At 54.2% G+C, this 17,756-nt stretch carries 12 protein-coding genes; 7 read left to right on the top strand and 5 right to left on the bottom strand.

Annotation, left to right across the window (positions count from 1 at the left end; translation table 11 throughout):
- Positions 1-184 precede the first annotated feature (184 nt).
- The gene (locus L6J37_RS17615; RefSeq protein ID WP_192017373.1) at positions 185-1,357 is read left to right on the top strand and encodes a 3-phenylpropionate MFS transporter; all 1,173 of its coding nucleotides are present in this window, start codon (positions 185-187) and stop codon (positions 1,355-1,357) included.
- A 115-nt stretch (positions 1,358-1,472) separates the two neighbouring features.
- The gene (locus L6J37_RS17610) at positions 1,473-4,934 is read left to right on the top strand and encodes a PAS domain-containing hybrid sensor histidine kinase/response regulator (RefSeq protein ID WP_237796079.1); all 3,462 of its coding nucleotides are present in this window, start codon (positions 1,473-1,475) and stop codon (positions 4,932-4,934) included.
- A 185-nt stretch (positions 4,935-5,119) separates the two neighbouring features.
- On the opposite strand, the gene L6J37_RS17605 is transcribed toward L6J37_RS17610, so the two are convergent.
- Both L6J37_RS17605 and L6J37_RS17600 read right to left on the bottom strand, forming a co-directional pair.
- On the bottom strand, positions 5,120-6,823 hold the full coding sequence (locus tag L6J37_RS17605) for a sodium:solute symporter family protein (RefSeq protein ID WP_192017315.1): 1,704 nt from the start codon (positions 6,821-6,823) through the stop codon (positions 5,120-5,122).
- A 14-nt stretch (positions 6,824-6,837) separates the two neighbouring features.
- Entirely contained in the window at positions 6,838-7,104 is a 267-nt protein-coding gene (locus L6J37_RS17600) for a DUF4212 domain-containing protein (RefSeq protein WP_192017316.1), read from the bottom strand.
- Positions 7,105-7,509: 405 nt separating this feature from the next.
- Here L6J37_RS17600 and L6J37_RS17595 point away from each other — a divergent pair, with 405 nt between their 5' ends.
- Positions 7,510-9,258 (top strand): potassium/proton antiporter, encoded by a 1,749-nt coding sequence (locus L6J37_RS17595; RefSeq protein ID WP_237796078.1) that lies wholly within the window; start codon positions 7,510-7,512, stop codon positions 9,256-9,258.
- Positions 9,259-9,262: 4 nt separating this feature from the next.
- On the opposite strand, the gene L6J37_RS17590 is transcribed toward L6J37_RS17595, so the two are convergent.
- Together L6J37_RS17590 and L6J37_RS17585 are read right to left on the bottom strand one after the other, a co-directional pair.
- Positions 9,263-9,901: a response regulator transcription factor gene (locus L6J37_RS17590; protein ID WP_192017318.1), complete on the bottom strand. Its 639-nt coding sequence runs from the start codon at positions 9,899-9,901 to the stop codon at positions 9,263-9,265.
- 138 nt (positions 9,902-10,039) lie between these two features.
- The gene (locus tag L6J37_RS17585; protein WP_192017319.1) at positions 10,040-11,902 is read right to left on the bottom strand and encodes a protein-disulfide reductase DsbD; all 1,863 of its coding nucleotides are present in this window, start codon (positions 11,900-11,902) and stop codon (positions 10,040-10,042) included.
- A 371-nt stretch (positions 11,903-12,273) separates the two neighbouring features.
- On the opposite strand from L6J37_RS17585, the gene L6J37_RS17580 reads away from it, so the two are divergent.
- The gene (locus L6J37_RS17580; RefSeq protein WP_237796077.1) at positions 12,274-12,810 is read left to right on the top strand and encodes an FxsA family protein; all 537 of its coding nucleotides are present in this window, start codon (positions 12,274-12,276) and stop codon (positions 12,808-12,810) included.
- A 90-nt stretch (positions 12,811-12,900) separates the two neighbouring features.
- On the opposite strand, the gene L6J37_RS17575 is transcribed toward L6J37_RS17580, so the two are convergent.
- Entirely contained in the window at positions 12,901-14,289 is a 1,389-nt protein-coding gene (locus L6J37_RS17575) for an MATE family efflux transporter (RefSeq protein WP_237796076.1), read from the bottom strand.
- Between the two features lie 216 nt (positions 14,290-14,505).
- Here L6J37_RS17575 and L6J37_RS17570 point away from each other — a divergent pair, with 216 nt between their 5' ends.
- The 3 genes from L6J37_RS17570 (at position 14,506) to L6J37_RS17560 (ending at position 17,360) form a co-directional block, all read left to right on the top strand.
- Positions 14,506-14,796 carry a co-chaperone GroES gene (locus L6J37_RS17570; protein ID WP_027254091.1) on the top strand — a complete coding sequence of 97 codons (291 nt, stop codon included), beginning with the start codon at positions 14,506-14,508 and terminating at the stop codon, positions 14,794-14,796.
- A gap of 41 nt (positions 14,797-14,837) precedes the next feature.
- A complete protein-coding gene (gene groL / locus L6J37_RS17565; RefSeq protein ID WP_192017322.1) occupies positions 14,838-16,478 on the top strand; it encodes a chaperonin GroEL in 1,641 nt (546 codons plus the stop codon).
- Between the two features lie 291 nt (positions 16,479-16,769).
- Entirely contained in the window at positions 16,770-17,360 is a 591-nt protein-coding gene (locus L6J37_RS17560) for a hypothetical protein (protein WP_192017323.1), read from the top strand.
- The last annotated feature ends 396 nt before the right edge of the window (positions 17,361-17,756 follow it).

Raw genomic sequence — 17,756 nt, 5'->3', positions numbered from 1 at the left:
AGCAGTGTCGCCCAGTGCCCGCTTTTGCTCCAGCCGACTTTAGTCTAGGGGACGACCAAACCGCTGTTGTGCGGTTAAAGGCGGGATAATGTACGGCTTCAGGGCCAATAACGTTGCTGCCGCCTTTCCTGCCATGTGCTGGACAGGCATAATGGCGACCATTTTCATGCAGCAGGGTTTTGGGATGTTAAGAAGTAGCCCGTTTGGCTGGACAGCGCAGTATATGTTCGGCTTTTACTTTAACTATGGCGTGTATCTGCCGTTTTGGGCCGTCTGGCTGAATTCTCTGGGCATACCAGCCGGTGATATCGGCGTGTTGCTGGGCCTGGGCCTGGGGGTGCGCTGCTTTGCCAATATGGTGCTGACGCCCAGGGTGCACCAGGTGGAGCATCTGTTGCCGGCGTTGCGCTGGCTGGCGGTACTCAGTTTGATCTGCTGCGTGTCATTTGTGATGGTCAGCGGCAATTTGATCGCACTGACAGCCGTGATTGTGCTGTTTAATATTCTCGTCGGGCCGGTGATCCCGCTGACAGACAGTTTGGCTAATTATTACGCCAAACACGGGCATTTAGACTATGGTCGAACCCGGCTGTGGGGATCGATCGCTTTTATTGTCGGTTCGACCATAGCCGGTATGGCGGCTGCCGAGTTTGGCGCGGCGGTGATCCCCTGGGTGGCGGTTGGCGGGCTGGCTGCCGCCCTGTTATTGTCGTTGCGCCAACCAACTGTGTTGCCAAGCGAAGCCACCACAGTACGTCAGCCCCGGCCTCCGTTACTGGGGATTCTGCGCGATAAACGGGTGATGCGTTTTCTGATCATTGTGGCCCTGCTGCAGGGAAGCCACGCCGCGTATTACAGCTTCAGCGCCATGTACTGGAAAACGATCGGTTACAGCGAAGCGGTGAGTGGTTATTTGTGGAGTTTCAGTGTGATCGCTGAGGTTGCGGTGTTTGCACTCAGCAAGCGGTTGTTTGCCGGCTGGAGTGTGGCAGCCATGTTCCGGCTGGCGGCGGCGGGTGTCTTGTTGCGTTGGGGACTGACCGCGACCATGACAGAACTGCCGATGCTGGTGCTGACGCAGGCGCTGCATGGGGTGACCTTTGCGGCGGCGCATCTGGCGGCGATTCGTTATATCCAGCATGCGCAAAGCCACCAGATGGTTGCCCTGCAGGCGCTGTACAATGCCTTGCCGCTGGGCGCGGTAATGGCGGCGCTGACCACCCTGAGCGGCTGGGGATACGGCTGGTGGGGAGCCGATGTGTTCTGGCTGATGGCCGTGATGGGGCTGCCGGTATTGCTGATGAAAATTGATGAGTCGCCTCAGGCGGAACGGGCAGCGGCGCGCGAAGTGCATTAAGTCATACAGCCTGGCCGGTGAGATGTGACCTGCCGGACGGATACTCACCCGAGAGTGAGGTACACTCGGCCCCAGGCACGGGGCCGAATCAGGGAACATTTTTCAGGGAGATCCTATGGAGCAGGGATGGATAGTCGTGCCGGTATCACTGGCCTATCTTGGGCTATTGTTTCTTATTGCCTGGTACGGCGATAAACATGCCGGATGGATGTCCCGCTGGCGCCCCTGGATATACAGTCTGTCGATTGCGGTCTATTGCACTTCCTGGACGTTTTACGGCACTGTCGGTCAGGCCAGCCGGGATCTGTGGTCGTTTCTGCCGATATATCTGGCGCCCATTCTGGTCTTCACCTTTGGCTGGCGTATTTTTGCCCGCCTGATTCTGATCGCCAAGCGCGAGCATATTACCTCGATTGCCGATTTTATCGCCGCCCGCTATGGCAAGTCTCAGGGGCTGGCGGTACTGGTCACCCTGATTGCCACTGCCGGTATTCTGCCTTATATCGCCCTGCAGTTGCGGGGGATCACCATGGGGCTGGCCCAGGTTGCCCCGGATCTGACCCGCAACAGTATGCTCAATGACGGTGATATCGCCTGGCTGGTGACACTGGCGCTGGCCGCATTTACTGTGCTGTTCGGCACCCGTCATCTCGATACCACTGAGCACCATCGCGGCATGATGATGGCGGTGGCGTTTGAATCTTTGATCAAACTGGCGGCCTTTCTGGTGGTGGGGCTGTTTGTCATGCTGTTGTGGTGGGACATACCGGCACTGGAACTGAGCCAGCTGGACGTGTCTGTGCTGCCATCCATGGATATCAATGCCGGCAGTTTTATTATTCATACCTTGCTGACCATGACGGCGATCATCTGTCTGCCGCGCCAGTTCCATACGACTGTGGTGGAAAATACCCACGCCCCGGATCTGCATCTCGCCCGCCGGGTATTCCCTGTGTATCTGTTACTGATGGGAATATTTGTGATTCCGCTGGCACTGGCCGGAAAAGTGCTGCTGCCGGATGTCGCAGCCGATACCTATGTGATCAACCTGCCTTTGCTGCAAGGGGCTGACACCATCGCCTTGCTGGCTTTTCTGGGCGGCACCTCAGCGGCCAGCGGCATGGTGATTGTCTCGACCATAGCACTGGCCATTATGGCATCCAACGATCTGGTGCTGCCGTTGTTGCTGCGCCGGCTGCGAGTGTCGAGCCGTAACCATGCGGCGTTTTCCGGACTGCTGCTCAATATCCGCCGCGGCCTGATTCTGCTGCTGCTGCTGGCGGCCTGGGGCTTCCATGAAGTGCTGGATGAAATCGAATCGCTGTCGGCGATCGGGTTGTTATCCTTTGCGGCGATTGCCCAGTTCGCACCGGCGTTGCTGGGGGGGATTTACTGGCGCGAAGGCAACCGCAACGGTGTCTATGCCGGTATGCTGGGCGGCACCGCGCTGTGGGTGATCACCCTGATGAGCCAGACGGGTATGCTGGCCGGCAGTGCCGACACTAACCTGTTGCTGTGGTTGCTGACACCCCCGGCTCTGCCGGTACTGAGCGAGTTGACCACAGTGGACTGGGGCATGCTGATCAGTCTGACGACCAACCTGCTGCTATACGTTCTGGTGTCTATGGTGACCCGCTCATCACTGACAGAGCGCCTGCAGGCGGCCACTTTTGTCGGCGCCCCCATGCCGGAGGCCGATGACGCCCGTCTGTACCAGGCCAGAGTGACAGTGTCTGAGCTTGAACTCCTGGCGGCGCGGTTTGTCGGCCGCAAGCGGATGCGTCAGGCCTTCACTCACTTTGCCCAGCAACACCAGTTTAATTTTCAGCCCCAGCAGCAGGCGCCGGCCAGCCTGATTCGCCATACCGAACGGGTACTGGCGGGGGTTTTTGGCGCCTCTTCGGCCCGCCTAGTGCTGACCTCTGCGTTGCAGGGGCGCAACATGCAGCTGGAAGAAGTGGCCACCATAGTCGATGAAGCTTCTGAATTGTTTGATTTCAGCCGCGGACTGCTGCAAGGCGCCATTGAGCACATCAGCCAGGGGATTGCCGTAGTGGATAAACAGCTGCGGCTGGTGGCCTGGAACCAGCGTTATCTGGAACTGTTTTCTTTCCCGCCCGGTTTGATTCAGGTCGGGCGGCCGATTGCGGATGTGATCCGCCATAACGCGCGTCTGGGTTTGTGCGGACCGGGGGATCCTGAAGTCCATGTCGCCAAGCGGGTAAAGCACCTGCAGCACGGCACGGCACATACCTCTTCCCGGATCCGGCCGGACGGGCGGGTGATTGAAGTGCAGGGTAATCCGATGCCGGGTGGCGGCTTCGTCATGAGCTTTACCGATATCACGGCATTTCGTCAGGCAGAGGAAGCGCTCAAAGAAGCCAATGAAAATCTGGAGGCCAGGGTGCGGCAGCGAACGCAAGAGCTGGAACAGCTGAACCGCCGGCTGGTCTCGGCTACTCAGCATGCCGAGCAGCAGGCACACTCGAAAAGCCGCTTTCTGGCCGCGGTCAGCCACGATCTGATGCAGCCGCTCAATGCGGCTCGTCTGTTTTCATCGTCGCTGTCTGAGGTGGCCAAGGATGAAGAAAGCACAAAACTGGCACACCATATCGAAAGTGCCCTGGGGGCTGCGGAAGATTTGATTGGTGATTTGCTCGATGTATCGCGTCTGGAGGCCGGAAAACTGCAGGTCAATGTCCACGTTTTCCCGCTCAGTGATGTGTTCAATAATCTTAATGCCGAGTTCAGTGCGCTGGCAAAACAGCAGGGTATAGATTTTTCCGTGGTAGACAGCAAGGCGCTGGTGCATTCCGATCCTAAGCTGCTGCGCCGGGCGCTGCAAAACTTCCTGACTAATGCTTTTCGCTATAACCCTGGCGGTAAAGTGCTGCTGGGTGTTAGGCGGGTTGGCAGCCAGCTCAGGATAGAAGTCTGGGATAACGGCCCCGGAATACCGCAAGAGAAACAGGCCAATATTTTTGATGAGTTCACCCGTATAGACCGCGGACGCGGGGATCACGGTCTTGGTCTCGGGCTGGCAATCGCCCGGGGGATCAGCCGGGTGATGGATCATCCGTTGTCATTGCGGTCCTGGCTGGGCGAGGGGACAGTGTTCGCACTGTCTGTGCGCCGGGGGCAGGCGATGCATCTGCCGAAAGAAAAACCGCAGGCAGCGCCGGAACAGCCGTTGCCACTGTACGGCACCCGGGTGCTCTGTGTCGACAATGAGAAAGACATACTGACAGGTATGGAAAGTCTGCTGAACCGCTGGGGATGTGACATCCGGCTGGCGGAATCTGTGTCGGCCGCGCTGGAGCAATGTAATGATGGCTGGATACCAGATGTCATTTTCAGTGACTATCACCTGACTGAACTGGAAACGGGGCTGGATGTACTGATCCTGTGTGAAGCCAAGCTGGGAGAGGTGTTTAAAGGTGTGATCATCAGTGCCGACCGATTGCCGGAAAACCAGCAAACGATCCGCAGTAAAGGCTTTGCCTTTATCAGTAAGCCGGTGAAACCGCTGAAACTGCGCTCTTTGCTGAACCAGTACGCGCAGGCCAGGATCAGTTGAAGCCGTTTGCTATCTTTTCTGTATCCATCCAGTGGATCTTTGCTTTCGCGGGATGAGAGAAGGGGTTTCACTCAGTGGCTTAACTGTCATTCTGCGCACAAAAAAACGGAGCCATCATGGCTCCGTCAGCGAGCGGGGTTTCCCCCATTTGTTGCTACTGAGTGTTGTTATTATGTCGGTGTTGTTTAGTGGCTGTGAGCTTCACCAGACCCTTTCGGATAACGGATAGATTCCACCAGCTCCTGTACATCTTCCGGGACTTCTGCCGTGAACTTGTTCACGACAATTGATACCACAAAGTTCACACACATACCCAGTGTACCAATTCCTTCAGGACTGATGCCGAACCACCAGTTGTCCGGGGTGCTGGCCGCAGGGTTGATGAACTTGAAGTAAATGATGTAAGCCGCGGTGAACAGGATACCGCTCAGCATACCGGCGATAGCGCCTTCTTTATTCATCTTCTTGTAGAAGATGCCCATGATAATCGCCGGGAAGAAGGACGATGCCGCCAGACCGAAGGCGAAGGCTACCACCTGTGCCACAAAGCCTGGTGGGTTAATCCCCAGATAGCCAGCACCGATAATGGCCAGCGCTGCCCCTATCCGGGCCGCCCTCAGCTCCTGTTTATCCGTCATATTCGGTTTGAAGCCTTTCTTGAGCAGGTCATGCGCCACCGAAGTGGAAATCACCAGCAGCAAACCGGCCGCCGTCGACAGTGCCGCGGCCAGACCACCCGCTGCCAGCAGGGCAACAACCCAGTTTGGCAGTTTGGCCAGCTCAGGACTTGCCAGTACTATGATGTCACGGTTGATGTTCATCTCGTTACGCTCATCGCCAGAGTAGAACATTTTGCCGTCGCCATTTTTGTCTTCCCAGGCTACCAGACCGGTTTTCTCCCAGTTGGTTACCCAGCTTGGTGCTTGTTCTGCCGCGACACCCTGCATGTCCGGACCATTTAAGGTTTCAAACATATTGATACGGGCAAACGCTGCCACAGCTGGCGCCGTGGTGTACAGGAAGGCAATGAACAGCAGTGCCCAACCAGCAGAAATACGGGCATCTTTTACGCGAGGCACGGTGAAGAAACGGATGATCACGTGCGGCAGACCCGCCGTACCTACCATCAGAGCCGCGGTGATGAAGAACACATCTACCATGCTCTTGGAGCCGTCGATGTAGGAGGTGAAGCCCAGTTCGGTACTCAGTCCTTCCAGCTTGTCCATCAGGTAGACATCCGTCCCACTGATGGTCGAACCGAAGCCGATTTGCGGAATCGCAGAGCCGGTGACCATGATAGAGGTGAAGATGGCAGGAACCATGAAGGCAAAGATCAGCACGCAGTACTGTGCAACCTGGGTATAGGTAATGCCTTTCATGCCGCCCATGACCGCATAGAAGAACACGATAGCCATACCAATAATGATACCGACGTTAATGTCGACTTCCAGGAAGCGGGCAAAAACCACGCCCACGCCACGCATTTGTCCTGCTACATAGGTGAAAGAAACAAAGATGGCACAGAACACAGCTACCATACGGGCAGTGCGGGAGTAATAACGGTCGCCGATGAAGTCTGGCACAGTGAACTTGCCGAATTTACGCAGGTAAGGGGCAAGGCACAGTGCCAGCAGCACATAACCGCCGGTCCAGCCCATCAGGTACACACCGCCGTCATAGCCGGCGAACGAAATGATACCTGCCATAGAAATGAACGAAGCGGCAGACATCCAGTCAGCAGCAGTCGCCATGCCGTTAGCAACAGGGTGGACACCACCGCCGGCCACGTAGAACTCGCTGGTAGATCCGGCGCGGGACCAGATTGCGATCCCGATATAGAGTGCGAAAGACAGACCAACCAGTATGAAGGTCCAGGTTTGAATATCCATGAGTGACTACTCCCTTAATCCTCGTGAACGTTGAATTTGCGGTCCAGCGCATTCATCTTGTAGACATAGACAAATATCAATGCGACAAAGATGTAAATGGAACCTTGTTGTGAAAACCAGAAACCGAGCTTAAAGCCGCCCAGCTGAAACTGGTTCAGGACATCCACAAACAACACACCGGCCCCGTATGACACGAGGAACCAGATGGCAAGCAAAGAACCCATAATCGTCAGGTTCTCCTTCCAGTAGGCTTGCGCTTGCTCCTTGGATTCAAACGCCATGGTCATCTCCTTACTATGGTCAGTCATTTTTCAGTTATAAAAATGTTACGTGATGACAATAGCAAGCTTATTGAAGACGCACAGTGCAACTTTAGTCGGGCAAAAAACCATCAAATGTCAGCTAAATTTAGAAAGTTAGTGATATGACTCAAGAAAAATGGGATGTTAAATTGCTGTTAAGTTAGCCGAAAGTATAAGGCGGTCAGCAGATAAAGATAAGGCGGTTACCATGACTCCGTTCCGAATATTCGCGGGCGAAACAGTGTTTGGTAAGCGTTAAATACTGACAATGTCGGGGAATTGTTTACATATAGTTTTCTTAATGTCGCTGTATATTAGGGCAAAATACAGGAGCAACCGGTTTGTTAGCAGGTTGCTGAATTAATAATAATCTTTGGAGGATGAGTGGACGCGATTACCATTAACGGTTTTTTTCTGGTTGGCGCTTTACTGATTACGTTAAGTGTTCTCCTGAGCCCGGTATCATCCAAATTAGGCATTCCAATTCTGCTGGTGTTTCTGATCGTCGGCATGATGGCCGGTGAAGACGGCCCGGGCGGTATCTTGTTTGATGATTATTCTGTGGCGTATCTGGTCAGTAACCTGGCGCTGGCGATTATTCTGCTTGATGGCGGCATGCGGACCCGGGTGGCCAGTTTCCGGGTCGCCTTATGGCCCTCCGTGGCGTTGGCCATCTTAGGGGTAGCGATCACTACCGCGCTGACCGGCCTGATGGCAACCTGGTTGTTTGATCTGGAGCCGCTGCAGGGCATTCTGGTTGGCGCGATTGTCGGCTCAACCGATGCCGCGGCGGTGTTTTCCCTGCTCAAAGGGCGTAGCCTGAATGAGCGGGTAGGCTCGACCCTGGAGATTGAATCGGGCACCAATGATCCCATGGCGGTGTTTCTGACCGTGACCCTGATTGCGGTGCTCAGCAGTCAGGGAACTGAGTTCAGCGCCGGTTTTCTGGCCCTGAGTTTCGTCAAGCAGTTTGGCATAGGTGCCATCGCCGGACTGGCGGGAGGCTGGCTGTTGTGGCGCCTGATTAATCGTAATCATCTGCCAGAGGGGCTGTACTCAATTCTGGCGGTCAGCGGCGGATTGATGATCTTTGCCATTTCAAACACCTTGGGCGGCAGCGGTATTTTATCCATCTATCTGGTGGGGTTGCTGCTGGGTAATCGTCCGACCCGCTGCCGTCATTCTATTCTCAATGTGCTGGATGGCATGACCTGGCTCAGCCAGATTTGTATGTTCCTGGTGCTAGGGCTGCTGGTCACCCCGTCAAATCTGATTGCGATTGCACTGCCCGGACTGGCATTGGCGTTCGGGATGATTGTCTTTGCTCGTCCGATATCGGTCTGGATCAGCCTGCTGCCGTTTCGCAGCTTCACGGCACGGGAAAAATGGTTTATTTCCTGGGTGGGCCTGCGCGGCGCCGTGCCCATTATCCTGGCGGTTTTTCCTATGATGGCCGGACTGCCCAATGCTCAGTTGTATTTCAATCTGGCTTTTTTCGTGGTCATGGTATCGCTGATCCTGCAGGGGGGAACCCTCACCAAAGCCATGTCGCTGGCCAAAGTCGAGCTGCCGCCTCGTCCCGAACCTGTGTTCCGCACCGGGGTGGAAGTGTTTCCAACCAGTGAGTGGGAGCTGTTTGTCTACAAAATGAAAGCCGATAAGTGGTGTATCGGTGAGCCTTTACGTAACTTGTCACTCCCGCTGGGCACCCGGATTGCGGCTGTGTTCCGCGAGCAGCAATTGCTGCACCCATCGGGCAGTACCCGGCTGGAAGAGGGGGATACCTTGTGTGTGCTGGCGCAGGAGAAAGATCTGGAAGCCCTGAGTCAGCTGTTCAGTGAAGCCCCAGAGAAAGCCGAGTTGGCGCGTTTCTTTGGTGACTTTTTTCTGGATGCCGAAGCCCGGCTGGCTGATGTCGCCATCGCTTATGGTCTGGAGTTAGGGGAAGTCAATCCAGCTATGACACTGAAAGATCTGGTTATTCAGCATCTGGGGACCAATCAGGTACTGGGGGATAACTTTGAGTGGAATGGCTTGCATTGGGTGGTGGCAGATATCGCCGACTGGCAGGTCACTAAGGTCGGCTTACGCCTGCCAGAAGAAGAGGCGGAACAAGGTGATAACGGTGAGTGATTACTTACTCGTCACTGAGCTCATTTAACAGGATAACCGCTTGAGTGCGGTTTTTTACCCCGAGCTTACGGAAAATGGCCGTCATGTGCGCCTTGATGGTGGCTTCAGAGACATTGAGTTCGTAGGCGATCTGCTTGTTGAGCAGGCCATCGGACAGCATGCACAGGACCTTGTACTGTTGCGGAGTCAGGGTGGCGATGCGGGCCGCCAGTGCATCCAGCTCGGGGTTGTCTTCATCTTCACCGATACCCGGCGGAAAATAAGGCTCTCCGTCCAGCACCTGATTCAGTGCGCTGATAAGTTCACGCATATCGCTGGATTTGGGAATAAAGCCAAAAGCACCGTGATGACGGACCTGGCGGATGACGGAAGCTTCTTCATTGGCAGACACCACCACGACCGGCAGTTCCGGGTGCTGGGCGCGAAGCTGGATCAGACCGGACATGCCGTTGGCACCCGGCATTTTTAAATCCAGCAGCAAAAGATCAACATCCGGTTCTTTATCAAGCAGCTGTAACAGTGTATCAAGAGAGTCTGCTTCCAGCAGATTGGCCTTGCTGACCGCCATGTGTACTGACTGAAACAGGGCGTTTCGAAACAGCGGGTGGTCATCGGCAATGACTATAGTGTACTGAGCGTCCATGACATTAAGCTTCTTGTTTTTCCTAACGCTAGCATTGCTGAAATGCCAGATCAATTTGTTCCCCCCCAAGATACGAACTGGATCCGTTCCCGTGTGTATTTGGGGGGTATTTTATGCTTTAAGAGAATACTTTTCTGCTTACTGGCCTATCAGCTGGTTGGCTTTCAGGTGATCGAGAAAGGGCTCAGCTTCAACGAAACCGGTCAGGCGGGCTTTCGGAGCCTGTTCACCATCAGCATGCCAGAAATCCAGCGTCGGCAGACCCAGCACATTCATCTTTTGCAGCAGCTTGATGTCGTCCGGATTCGTGTCGGTGACGTCGGCCTGCAACAGGACGAAACGCTGTAATTCTGGCGCCACGCTGGCATCGTGGAAAGTGTACTTATCGAACTCTTTGCAGGCGACACACCAGTCAGCGTAAAAATCCAGCATCACAGGTTTACCTTCGGCTTTGGCCTGAGCCAGCGCTGAATTGAGTTCATCCATACTGGCCACGCGCTGGAAGCTGATCTCTGGTGCGTTCTGCTGCACGGTCTGTGGCTGAGTGCCTGTCAGTCCCTGATAGACGGGCTGCAGGGAAACGAGCAGACCAATAATGGCGATGACACCCACCAGACTGCTGCGCCAGGAATGGGCCATACCTTGTTTCACATGATACAACCAACCGAAGGCACCCAGTCCGAATGCGGCCCATAAATACGGCATCAGGTTTGCGGGCAGAATGCGTTCCAGCAGGAACAGCGGCACAGCCAGCAGCACCAGGCCGAAGAATATTTTAACGCTGTCCATCCAGGCGCCTGCTTTCGGCAGCAGGCGGTTACCGAACATGGCGACCAGCATCAGCGGGATCCCCATCCCCATCGCCAGAGCATACAGTGCGACCGCGCCAGTCAGTAAGTCGCCGCTTTGGGCAACGTAAATCAAGGCGCCGGACAAGGGCGCCGTGGTGCACGGCGAGCAAACCAGTCCGGAAATGGCGCCCATCGCAAATACGCCGCCGAGCTGGCCGCCTTTCTGCTGATTGCTCAGCTGATTCAGCCAGGTCTGCACACTGGAAGGGAGTTGCAGGTTGTAGACGCCGAACATAGACAATGCCAATACGACAAAGAGAATGCTCAGGCCAATCAGGACATAAGGATGTTGCAAGGCAGCCTGAAACTGCATGCCCGCCGAAGCGACCACTAACCCCAGTAAGGTGTATGTCAGTGCCATACCCTGGACATAGGTGAAAGCCAGAGTGAACGTGCGTCCGCTGCTGAGCTGGCCACGGCCCAACACGATACCGGTCAGGATCGGGTACATAGGCAGCACACAGGGCGTGAACGCCAGCCCTATGCCCAGCGCCAGAAACAGCAGCGGCGTCCACCACTGCTGCGCCAGATCGCTGGCCAGTTGATCCTGCTGGCTCAGTGGCGCACTGCTGCTGAGCGGTTGTCCGGCTGAGCCGGATGATGCCACTGTTGCTGTTTGATTGTCAGTGCTTACTATCAGCTTGGCTTTGACCGGCTCCTGGCCAGACAACGGCGTACCCGCGGCGGAGGCGGTAGCAAACAGAGGCACCTCGCGGGTTTCGGGGGGATAACAGAAACCGGCCTTGGCACAGCCCTGATAACGGACGGTCAGGGTCGCGTTGTCACTGGCCTGTACAATGGGCACTGTGAGTGCCAGAGATTCAGGGTATATCTGTACCTCGCCGAAAAACTCATCTTTGTAGGGTGTGCCTGCCGGCAAACGGATATCGCCTATGGTTGCCCCGTTTGCCACCACAGAAAACTGATGCTGATACAGGTAGTAACCCGGTTTGACCTGCCAGTCGAGCACCAGTTGATCGGTGTTCTGCGAAAAGTTAAAGGCAAAGGCCTGATCAACAGGGACAAAACTGTTCTGACTCGATGAACCTGTCAGCCCCGGCAGAGAAAATTCCGCCCGCAGCGGCAGGCTGAGTATCAGCAGGCAGAAGACAAATAAACGCGTAATGGGCAAGTGTCGCAGTATAGTCATCGGATTCGGGCTCGTTCAGTCTCGGGTCATAGGCTTGAAGATGGCGCCTTCATGTCGCCAATATACCCCATATGGGGACTATGTGTCAGACCCGAGATATCAGGCAGAGTTTCATTGTCTGTGTTCTCAGGCAATTATAGCTCCCGGCAGGCTTGGCGAAGTGCACTAACCGCTGTTGGTTTCGGAGCCTCAGCCGAGTCAGTGGCAAAAAATCGATGCAGAAAAGGTGATCCAGCTAAAAGCCTCTGCTGCTATGGTTGAAAATCAGGGCAATCTCGCCATCATAGTCGGCATCTTTACGCAATGCGGCTGCAGCTCAACTGTGGACAGCCGTTTCCTCAATAATCGCCAGCCTTATATAAGGGGTGTTTGTGTTTCCGGTACTTTTGTTTTTATTCATTCTGGTTCCCATCATAGAGATCGCCCTGTTTGTACAGGTTGGCGGTGTCATTGGTCTGTGGCCGACCCTGTTGCTTGTACTGCTGACGGCCGTGGTCGGCGCTTCACTGGTTCGCAGCCAGGGTATTGCGACCCTGATGTCGGTGCAGGACAGGCTAAATAAGGGGGAATTGCCCGCCCAGCAAATTGTGGAAGGTGTGATGCTAGCGGTAGCCGGTGTGCTGCTGCTGACACCGGGCTTTATGACTGACGCTATGGGGCTGGTGGTGTTACTGCCCGGGCCTCGTGCCGCGCTGGCGAAGTTTCTGATGACTAAAGTGAAAGTGCAGAGCATGCATCAGAGCGGCTTTGGCGGTGGCTTTGGTCCGCAAGGGCCGTTTTCAGACCGCGATCCATTCCACCGCGATCAAAACGGTGATGTATTTGACGGCGAATATGAGCGCAAAGACAAAGACGAGAAAGAGAAGAAAGACAAATCAGATGACGATGATCAGCACCGGCTGCACTGAGTGATTTGTTAGGTTGTTGATTTAAATGAAATAAATGTCATCCCCGCGTAGGCGGGAATCCATTAAACGCGCAACTGTCAGTGGCAGCTATCACGAGCGTGAAGACGAGCCCGCGTCATGTTGGTGCCCTGAACTGACATGTTGCCGGTGCAGCCTGCGTGCATACCCCAGTGCCGCCAGACCGCACAGCAGATTGGCTACGGCGATCCCGGTAAATAATCCTTCAGTACCATTTAACCGGCTGCCAACCCAGGCTGCCGGCAGCAACAAACCGAACAGACGGATCAGATTCCACAACAGTGCCTGAAAGGACAGATGCATGGCATTCAGGGCATTGATCAATTGCATGCACACGGCCAGCAATCCGTAGCTGGCCGGTACCAGTATCAGGTAATGCCAAAGCTGGGTCTGCACCGCTTCATCCTGGCTGAACATGAGCGATATGGGCCAGCTCAGCGGCACCATCATCACAAACACCAGCAACTGAAAGCCCAACGCGAATTTCATGGCCGTGAACAGGGCATCAAAGGCCCGTCTGGGCTGTTTTGCGCCGAAATTCTGCGCCATGAAAGGCATCAGGGCTGAGCTCAGGGCGAACATGACCAGCATCAGCAACGATTCCACCCGTATAGCCGCGCCATAGGCTGCGACAGAGGCGGTGCCCTGGCTGGCCAGCAAGACCATCACCAGGGCATTGGATAAAGGTGCCAGGGCGTTGGACAGCCCGGCCGGGGTTCCTATGTGCAGTATCTGTCGCCAGTCGGCAACGATCAGCCGGAGATCCGGTATCGCCAGCAGCTTTTCGCGCACAATCAATATCCGTAACGACCAGACTAATGCAAACGCCCAGCTAACGCCGCTTGAAATGGCTGCGCCGCGCACTCCCAGTTCCGGAAAAGGGCCGTAGCCAAAAATCAGCAGGGGATCGAGCACGCCGTTGATCACTCCGGCCAGCATCATGATTTTTGCCGGCGATTTCGCATCGCCTGTAGCCCGGATAGCACTGTTACCGGCCATGGGAATGACCAGCAGCGGGATCGCCAGATACCAGACTTCCATATAGTCATGAATAATCGGCAGCAGGCTGTCTTCCGCGCCCAGCAGGCGGAACAGCGGATTGATGGTCAGCAGTCCAGCGATCACAGCGAGGATCACCAACAGCAATGCCAGTAACAAACCATGGCTGGAGACTCTGGCCGCCGCCTGGCTGCTACCGCTGCCCAGCAGGCGGCCAATGCAGGCTGATAACCCGACGCCCACGCCCATGGTGATGGAGTTGATGGCAAACGTGACCGGAAAGGTGAAACTGACCGCCGCCAGAGCCTGGGTACCCAGCAAAGCAATGAAAAAGGTATCGACCAGATTAAACATCAGGATAGCGACCATGCCAAACACCATAGGGATGGTCAGGCGTCGCAGGACTTCCGGGATAGGATCGGACAGTAAACCGTGTTTATCAGGTCGTACAGTTTGGGTCATAAGGCTCTCAGATCTGTCTTTGCCTGCACACCCTAATGCAAAGAATGTGATCGGGCAAAAAATCTGGCACAAAAAGTAAAAAAAATCATCGTCAGGACTTGGGTTCCAGAAAAACGACCCAACATGTCTAAGTATCAGTTTTGGCGGGATGGAACCAAACACCGTCCTGCTTTCTAACAACCCATAAATATTACCAAAATCAGGAGAGACGACCCGATGAATATTCGTCCTTTACATGACCGAGTGATCGTTGAGCGCCAGGAAGTTGAATCAAAATCTGCTGGTGGCATCGTTCTGACTGGTTCTGCTGCAGAAAAATCGACCCGCGGTACAGTCTTAGCTGTAGGCAAGGGCCGCATTCTGGAGAATGGTTCTGTGCAGCCATTGGACGTTAAGGTTGGCGACAGCGTTATTTTCGCTGAAGGTTATGCCACCAAGTCTGAGAAGATCGACGGTAAAGAAGTTCTCATCATGTCTGAAAATGACATCTTGGCAATCGTTGAATAATCCATTCACTTTGAATTAAGAATTAAGAAAGGAAGATAAACATGGCTGCTAAAGACGTAAAATTCGGTAACGATGCTCGCGTAAAAATGCTGGAAGGTGTCAACGTTCTGGCCGATGCCGTAAAAGTCACCCTGGGTCCTAAAGGCCGTAACGTCGTACTGGATAAATCATTCGGTGCGCCGGTTATCACTAAAGATGGCGTTTCTGTTGCGCGTGAAATTGAACTGGAAGACAAATTCCAGAACATGGGCGCACAAATGGTGAAAGAAGTGGCGTCTCAGGCCAATGATGCGGCGGGCGACGGTACCACTACAGCCACAGTACTGGCTCAGGCTATCATCACCGAAGGTTTGAAAGCGGTCGCAGCGGGCATGAACCCGATGGATCTGAAGCGCGGTATCGATAAAGCCGTGATTGCGGCGGTAGAAGAACTGAAAGCGCTGTCTTCTCCTTGTGCAGACAGCAAAGCGATCGCGCAGGTAGGTACTATCTCTGCCAACTCCGATTCTACCGTGGGTAACATCATCGCCGAAGCGATGGAAAAAGTCGGCCGTGACGGCGTTATCACTGTTGAAGAAGGTCAGGCTCTGCATGACGAGCTGGACGTGGTTGAAGGTATGCAGTTCGACCGTGGCTACCTGTCTCCTTACTTCATCAACAACCAGGAAGCAGGCAGTGTCGAGCTGGAAAGCCCGTTCATCCTGCTGGTAGATAAGAAAATCTCTAACATCCGTGAGCTGCTGCCAACACTGGAAGCGGTGGCGAAAGCCTCTCGTCCTCTGCTGATTATCGCAGAAGATGTTGAAGGCGAAGCACTGGCTACCCTGGTGGTGAACAACATGCGCGGCATTGTGAAAGTGGCGGCGGTGAAAGCACCAGGCTTTGGCGATCGCCGTAAAGCTATGCTGCAGGACATCGCGGTGCTGACTGCCGGTACTGTGATTTCTGAAGAAATCGGCATGGAACTGGATAAAGTGACGCTGGAAGATCTGGGTCAGGCCAAGCGTATCTCTATCACTAAAGAAAACACCACCATCATTGATGGTCATGGTGAAGAAGTGGCGATTCAGGGCCGTGTGACTCAGATCCGTCAGCAAATCGAAGACGCTACCTCTGACTACGACAAAGAGAAACTGCAAGAGCGCGTAGCCAAACTGGCTGGCGGTGTTGCTGTGATCAAAGTCGGTGCGGCGACTGAAGTTGAAATGAAAGAGAAAAAAGACCGCGTCGAAGATGCCCTGCACGCAACCCGTGCTGCGGTTGAAGAAGGCGTGGTTGCCGGTGGTGGTGTTGCTCTGGTTCGTGCAGCCTCTAAAGTGACTAATCTGACTGGCGACAATGAAGAGCAAACTGTCGGTATCCGTGTAGCGCTGCGCGCCATGGAAGCACCACTGCGTCAAATTGTGCGTAACGCGGGCGATGAAGAGTCTGTCGTGGCGAACGAAGTGAAGCGTGGCGAAGGTAACTACGGTTATAACGCGGCCACTGGCGAGTACGGCGACATGCTGGAAATGGGTATCCTGGATCCAACTAAAGTGACGCGTTCTGCACTGCAGTTCGCCGCTTCTGTAGCGGGTCTGATGATCACCACCGAAGCCATGGTCACTGAGCTGCCTAAAGCTGACGCGCCGGACATGAGCGCTGCCATGGGCGGCATGGGTGGTATGGGCGGCATGATGTAATCAGCCCCGTCACCTGCTGAAAAAGATAAAAGAACCCGCCGTATGGCGGGTTCTTTGTTTCTGGCAGGCGAGGCTTCCTCTATCTATTACAGCACATGCGTTCTCTGTCACGGTGACCGATGAGTGGCTGGCTAGGCCATCAGTGACAGCTAGGGCGCCAGTCTGTAACCATGCTGACTATCAGTACAGTTTTGTTATTAGCTTTATTGCATATTTACTACTCAGCCATATCTTTGTGCTTGAGCTTGCTTTAAGACTCTGTGTTTTCAACGGTATTTCAGAGAGAGCACTATGTTGAAACACACTTTGGCGTTGTTAATGGCCGGCTGCGTTCTTGGCACCACGAGTAGTCATGCCGGTGATGAAGAGCAAAGCTTTATTGACCAATATCATATGGATGCTCAGATCCATCAGATCCCGGGCGATCAGATGTTGTCTGACGAGCGTCTCAGTGACATGTTCCGGGCGCAGTCGAGAAGAATGACCATTTGCCGGGGCGACTTCATTCCTGACGGCTATGTCATCACCAGTACTACAGTTAATTTCGATTGCGGCAGCTGGCAGCACAGCGACAATGCCTACATTCTGACTGTAGCGCCGAAGGACGGTTCACGGTTTAACACTTGCGCCGGATATCACAGCCGGGTGTACGATGGTTTTGTGATTATCGCCAACATCTACAATCCGGCCTGTAATTTTGGATCTGGTAACTCAGTCAACGGCAGCACGCAGGTGTATGCCGATAAGTACAGATCCAGTTTCACTGTGTGTGCCAACTCGCCGATTCCTGCCAACTACACCCGCAGCAGACACCATTTTTCTACAAGTTGCCGGGTCGGCATTGGCATGGGGAATAATGCCTATGTAATCACCCGCCAGTAGCGGTTACGGCTTATTCGGTTTTTCAGGCCCGGCCTTCTGGCTCGGGCTTTTTTGATGCTGTGTCAGGGTGCTACATCGTTATGGGTGCGCCACGAGTCAGGTTTCTGCTCTGCGTTTTTTATTTCTCTTATCTTGCTCATCTCTTTTTAGCTGCACGTCATCGCTTGCAGTTTACTGCCTTGCACATTGCTGTCATCGTTGCTCTATCTCTGTGAGGTATAGTTTTTATGCGGTTCATCAATAAGCAGGAATTATCTTAATTGTTAATGATTTAATTTTTTGGTTTATTGCTAGTACATTTTTGATGAGTGGTTTGTTAATTTATTTATCTTCGTCATTTGTATTACCTTTAAATATAGTTGTTATTGGGTGTTTTTAATATTTTTCTTGGTTTTT

The organism is Photobacterium sp. WH77 (assembly GCF_022014395.1).
Classification (GTDB): domain Bacteria; phylum Pseudomonadota; class Gammaproteobacteria; order Enterobacterales; family Vibrionaceae; genus Photobacterium; species Photobacterium arenosum.
Note: the sequence above shows the minus strand (reverse complement) of the source record. Positions and strands in the feature narration are given on the sequence as shown.

Bases quoted from the DNA above. Each gene is read 5' to 3' on its own strand.
- L6J37_RS17605 (WP_192017315.1), bottom strand. From the start codon at position 6,823: ATGGATATTCAAACCTGGACCTTCATACTGGTTGGTCTGTCTTTCGCA.
- L6J37_RS17585 (WP_192017319.1), bottom strand. From the start codon at position 11,902: ATGACTATACTGCGACACTTGCCCATTACGCGTTTATTTGTCTTCTGC.
- L6J37_RS17570 (WP_027254091.1), top strand. From the start codon at position 14,506: ATGAATATTCGTCCTTTACATGACCGAGTGATCGTTGAGCGCCAGGAA.
- L6J37_RS17615 (WP_192017373.1), top strand. From the start codon at position 185: ATGTTAAGAAGTAGCCCGTTTGGCTGGACAGCGCAGTATATGTTCGGC.
- L6J37_RS17590 (WP_192017318.1), bottom strand. From the start codon at position 9,901: ATGGACGCTCAGTACACTATAGTCATTGCCGATGACCACCCGCTGTTT.
- groL (WP_192017322.1), top strand. From the start codon at position 14,838: ATGGCTGCTAAAGACGTAAAATTCGGTAACGATGCTCGCGTAAAAATG.
- L6J37_RS17560 (WP_192017323.1), top strand. From the start codon at position 16,770: ATGTTGAAACACACTTTGGCGTTGTTAATGGCCGGCTGCGTTCTTGGC.
- L6J37_RS17600 (WP_192017316.1), bottom strand. From the start codon at position 7,104: ATGGCGTTTGAATCCAAGGAGCAAGCGCAAGCCTACTGGAAGGAGAAC.
- L6J37_RS17575 (WP_237796076.1), bottom strand. From the start codon at position 14,289: ATGACCCAAACTGTACGACCTGATAAACACGGTTTACTGTCCGATCCT.
- L6J37_RS17610 (WP_237796079.1), top strand. From the start codon at position 1,473: ATGGAGCAGGGATGGATAGTCGTGCCGGTATCACTGGCCTATCTTGGG.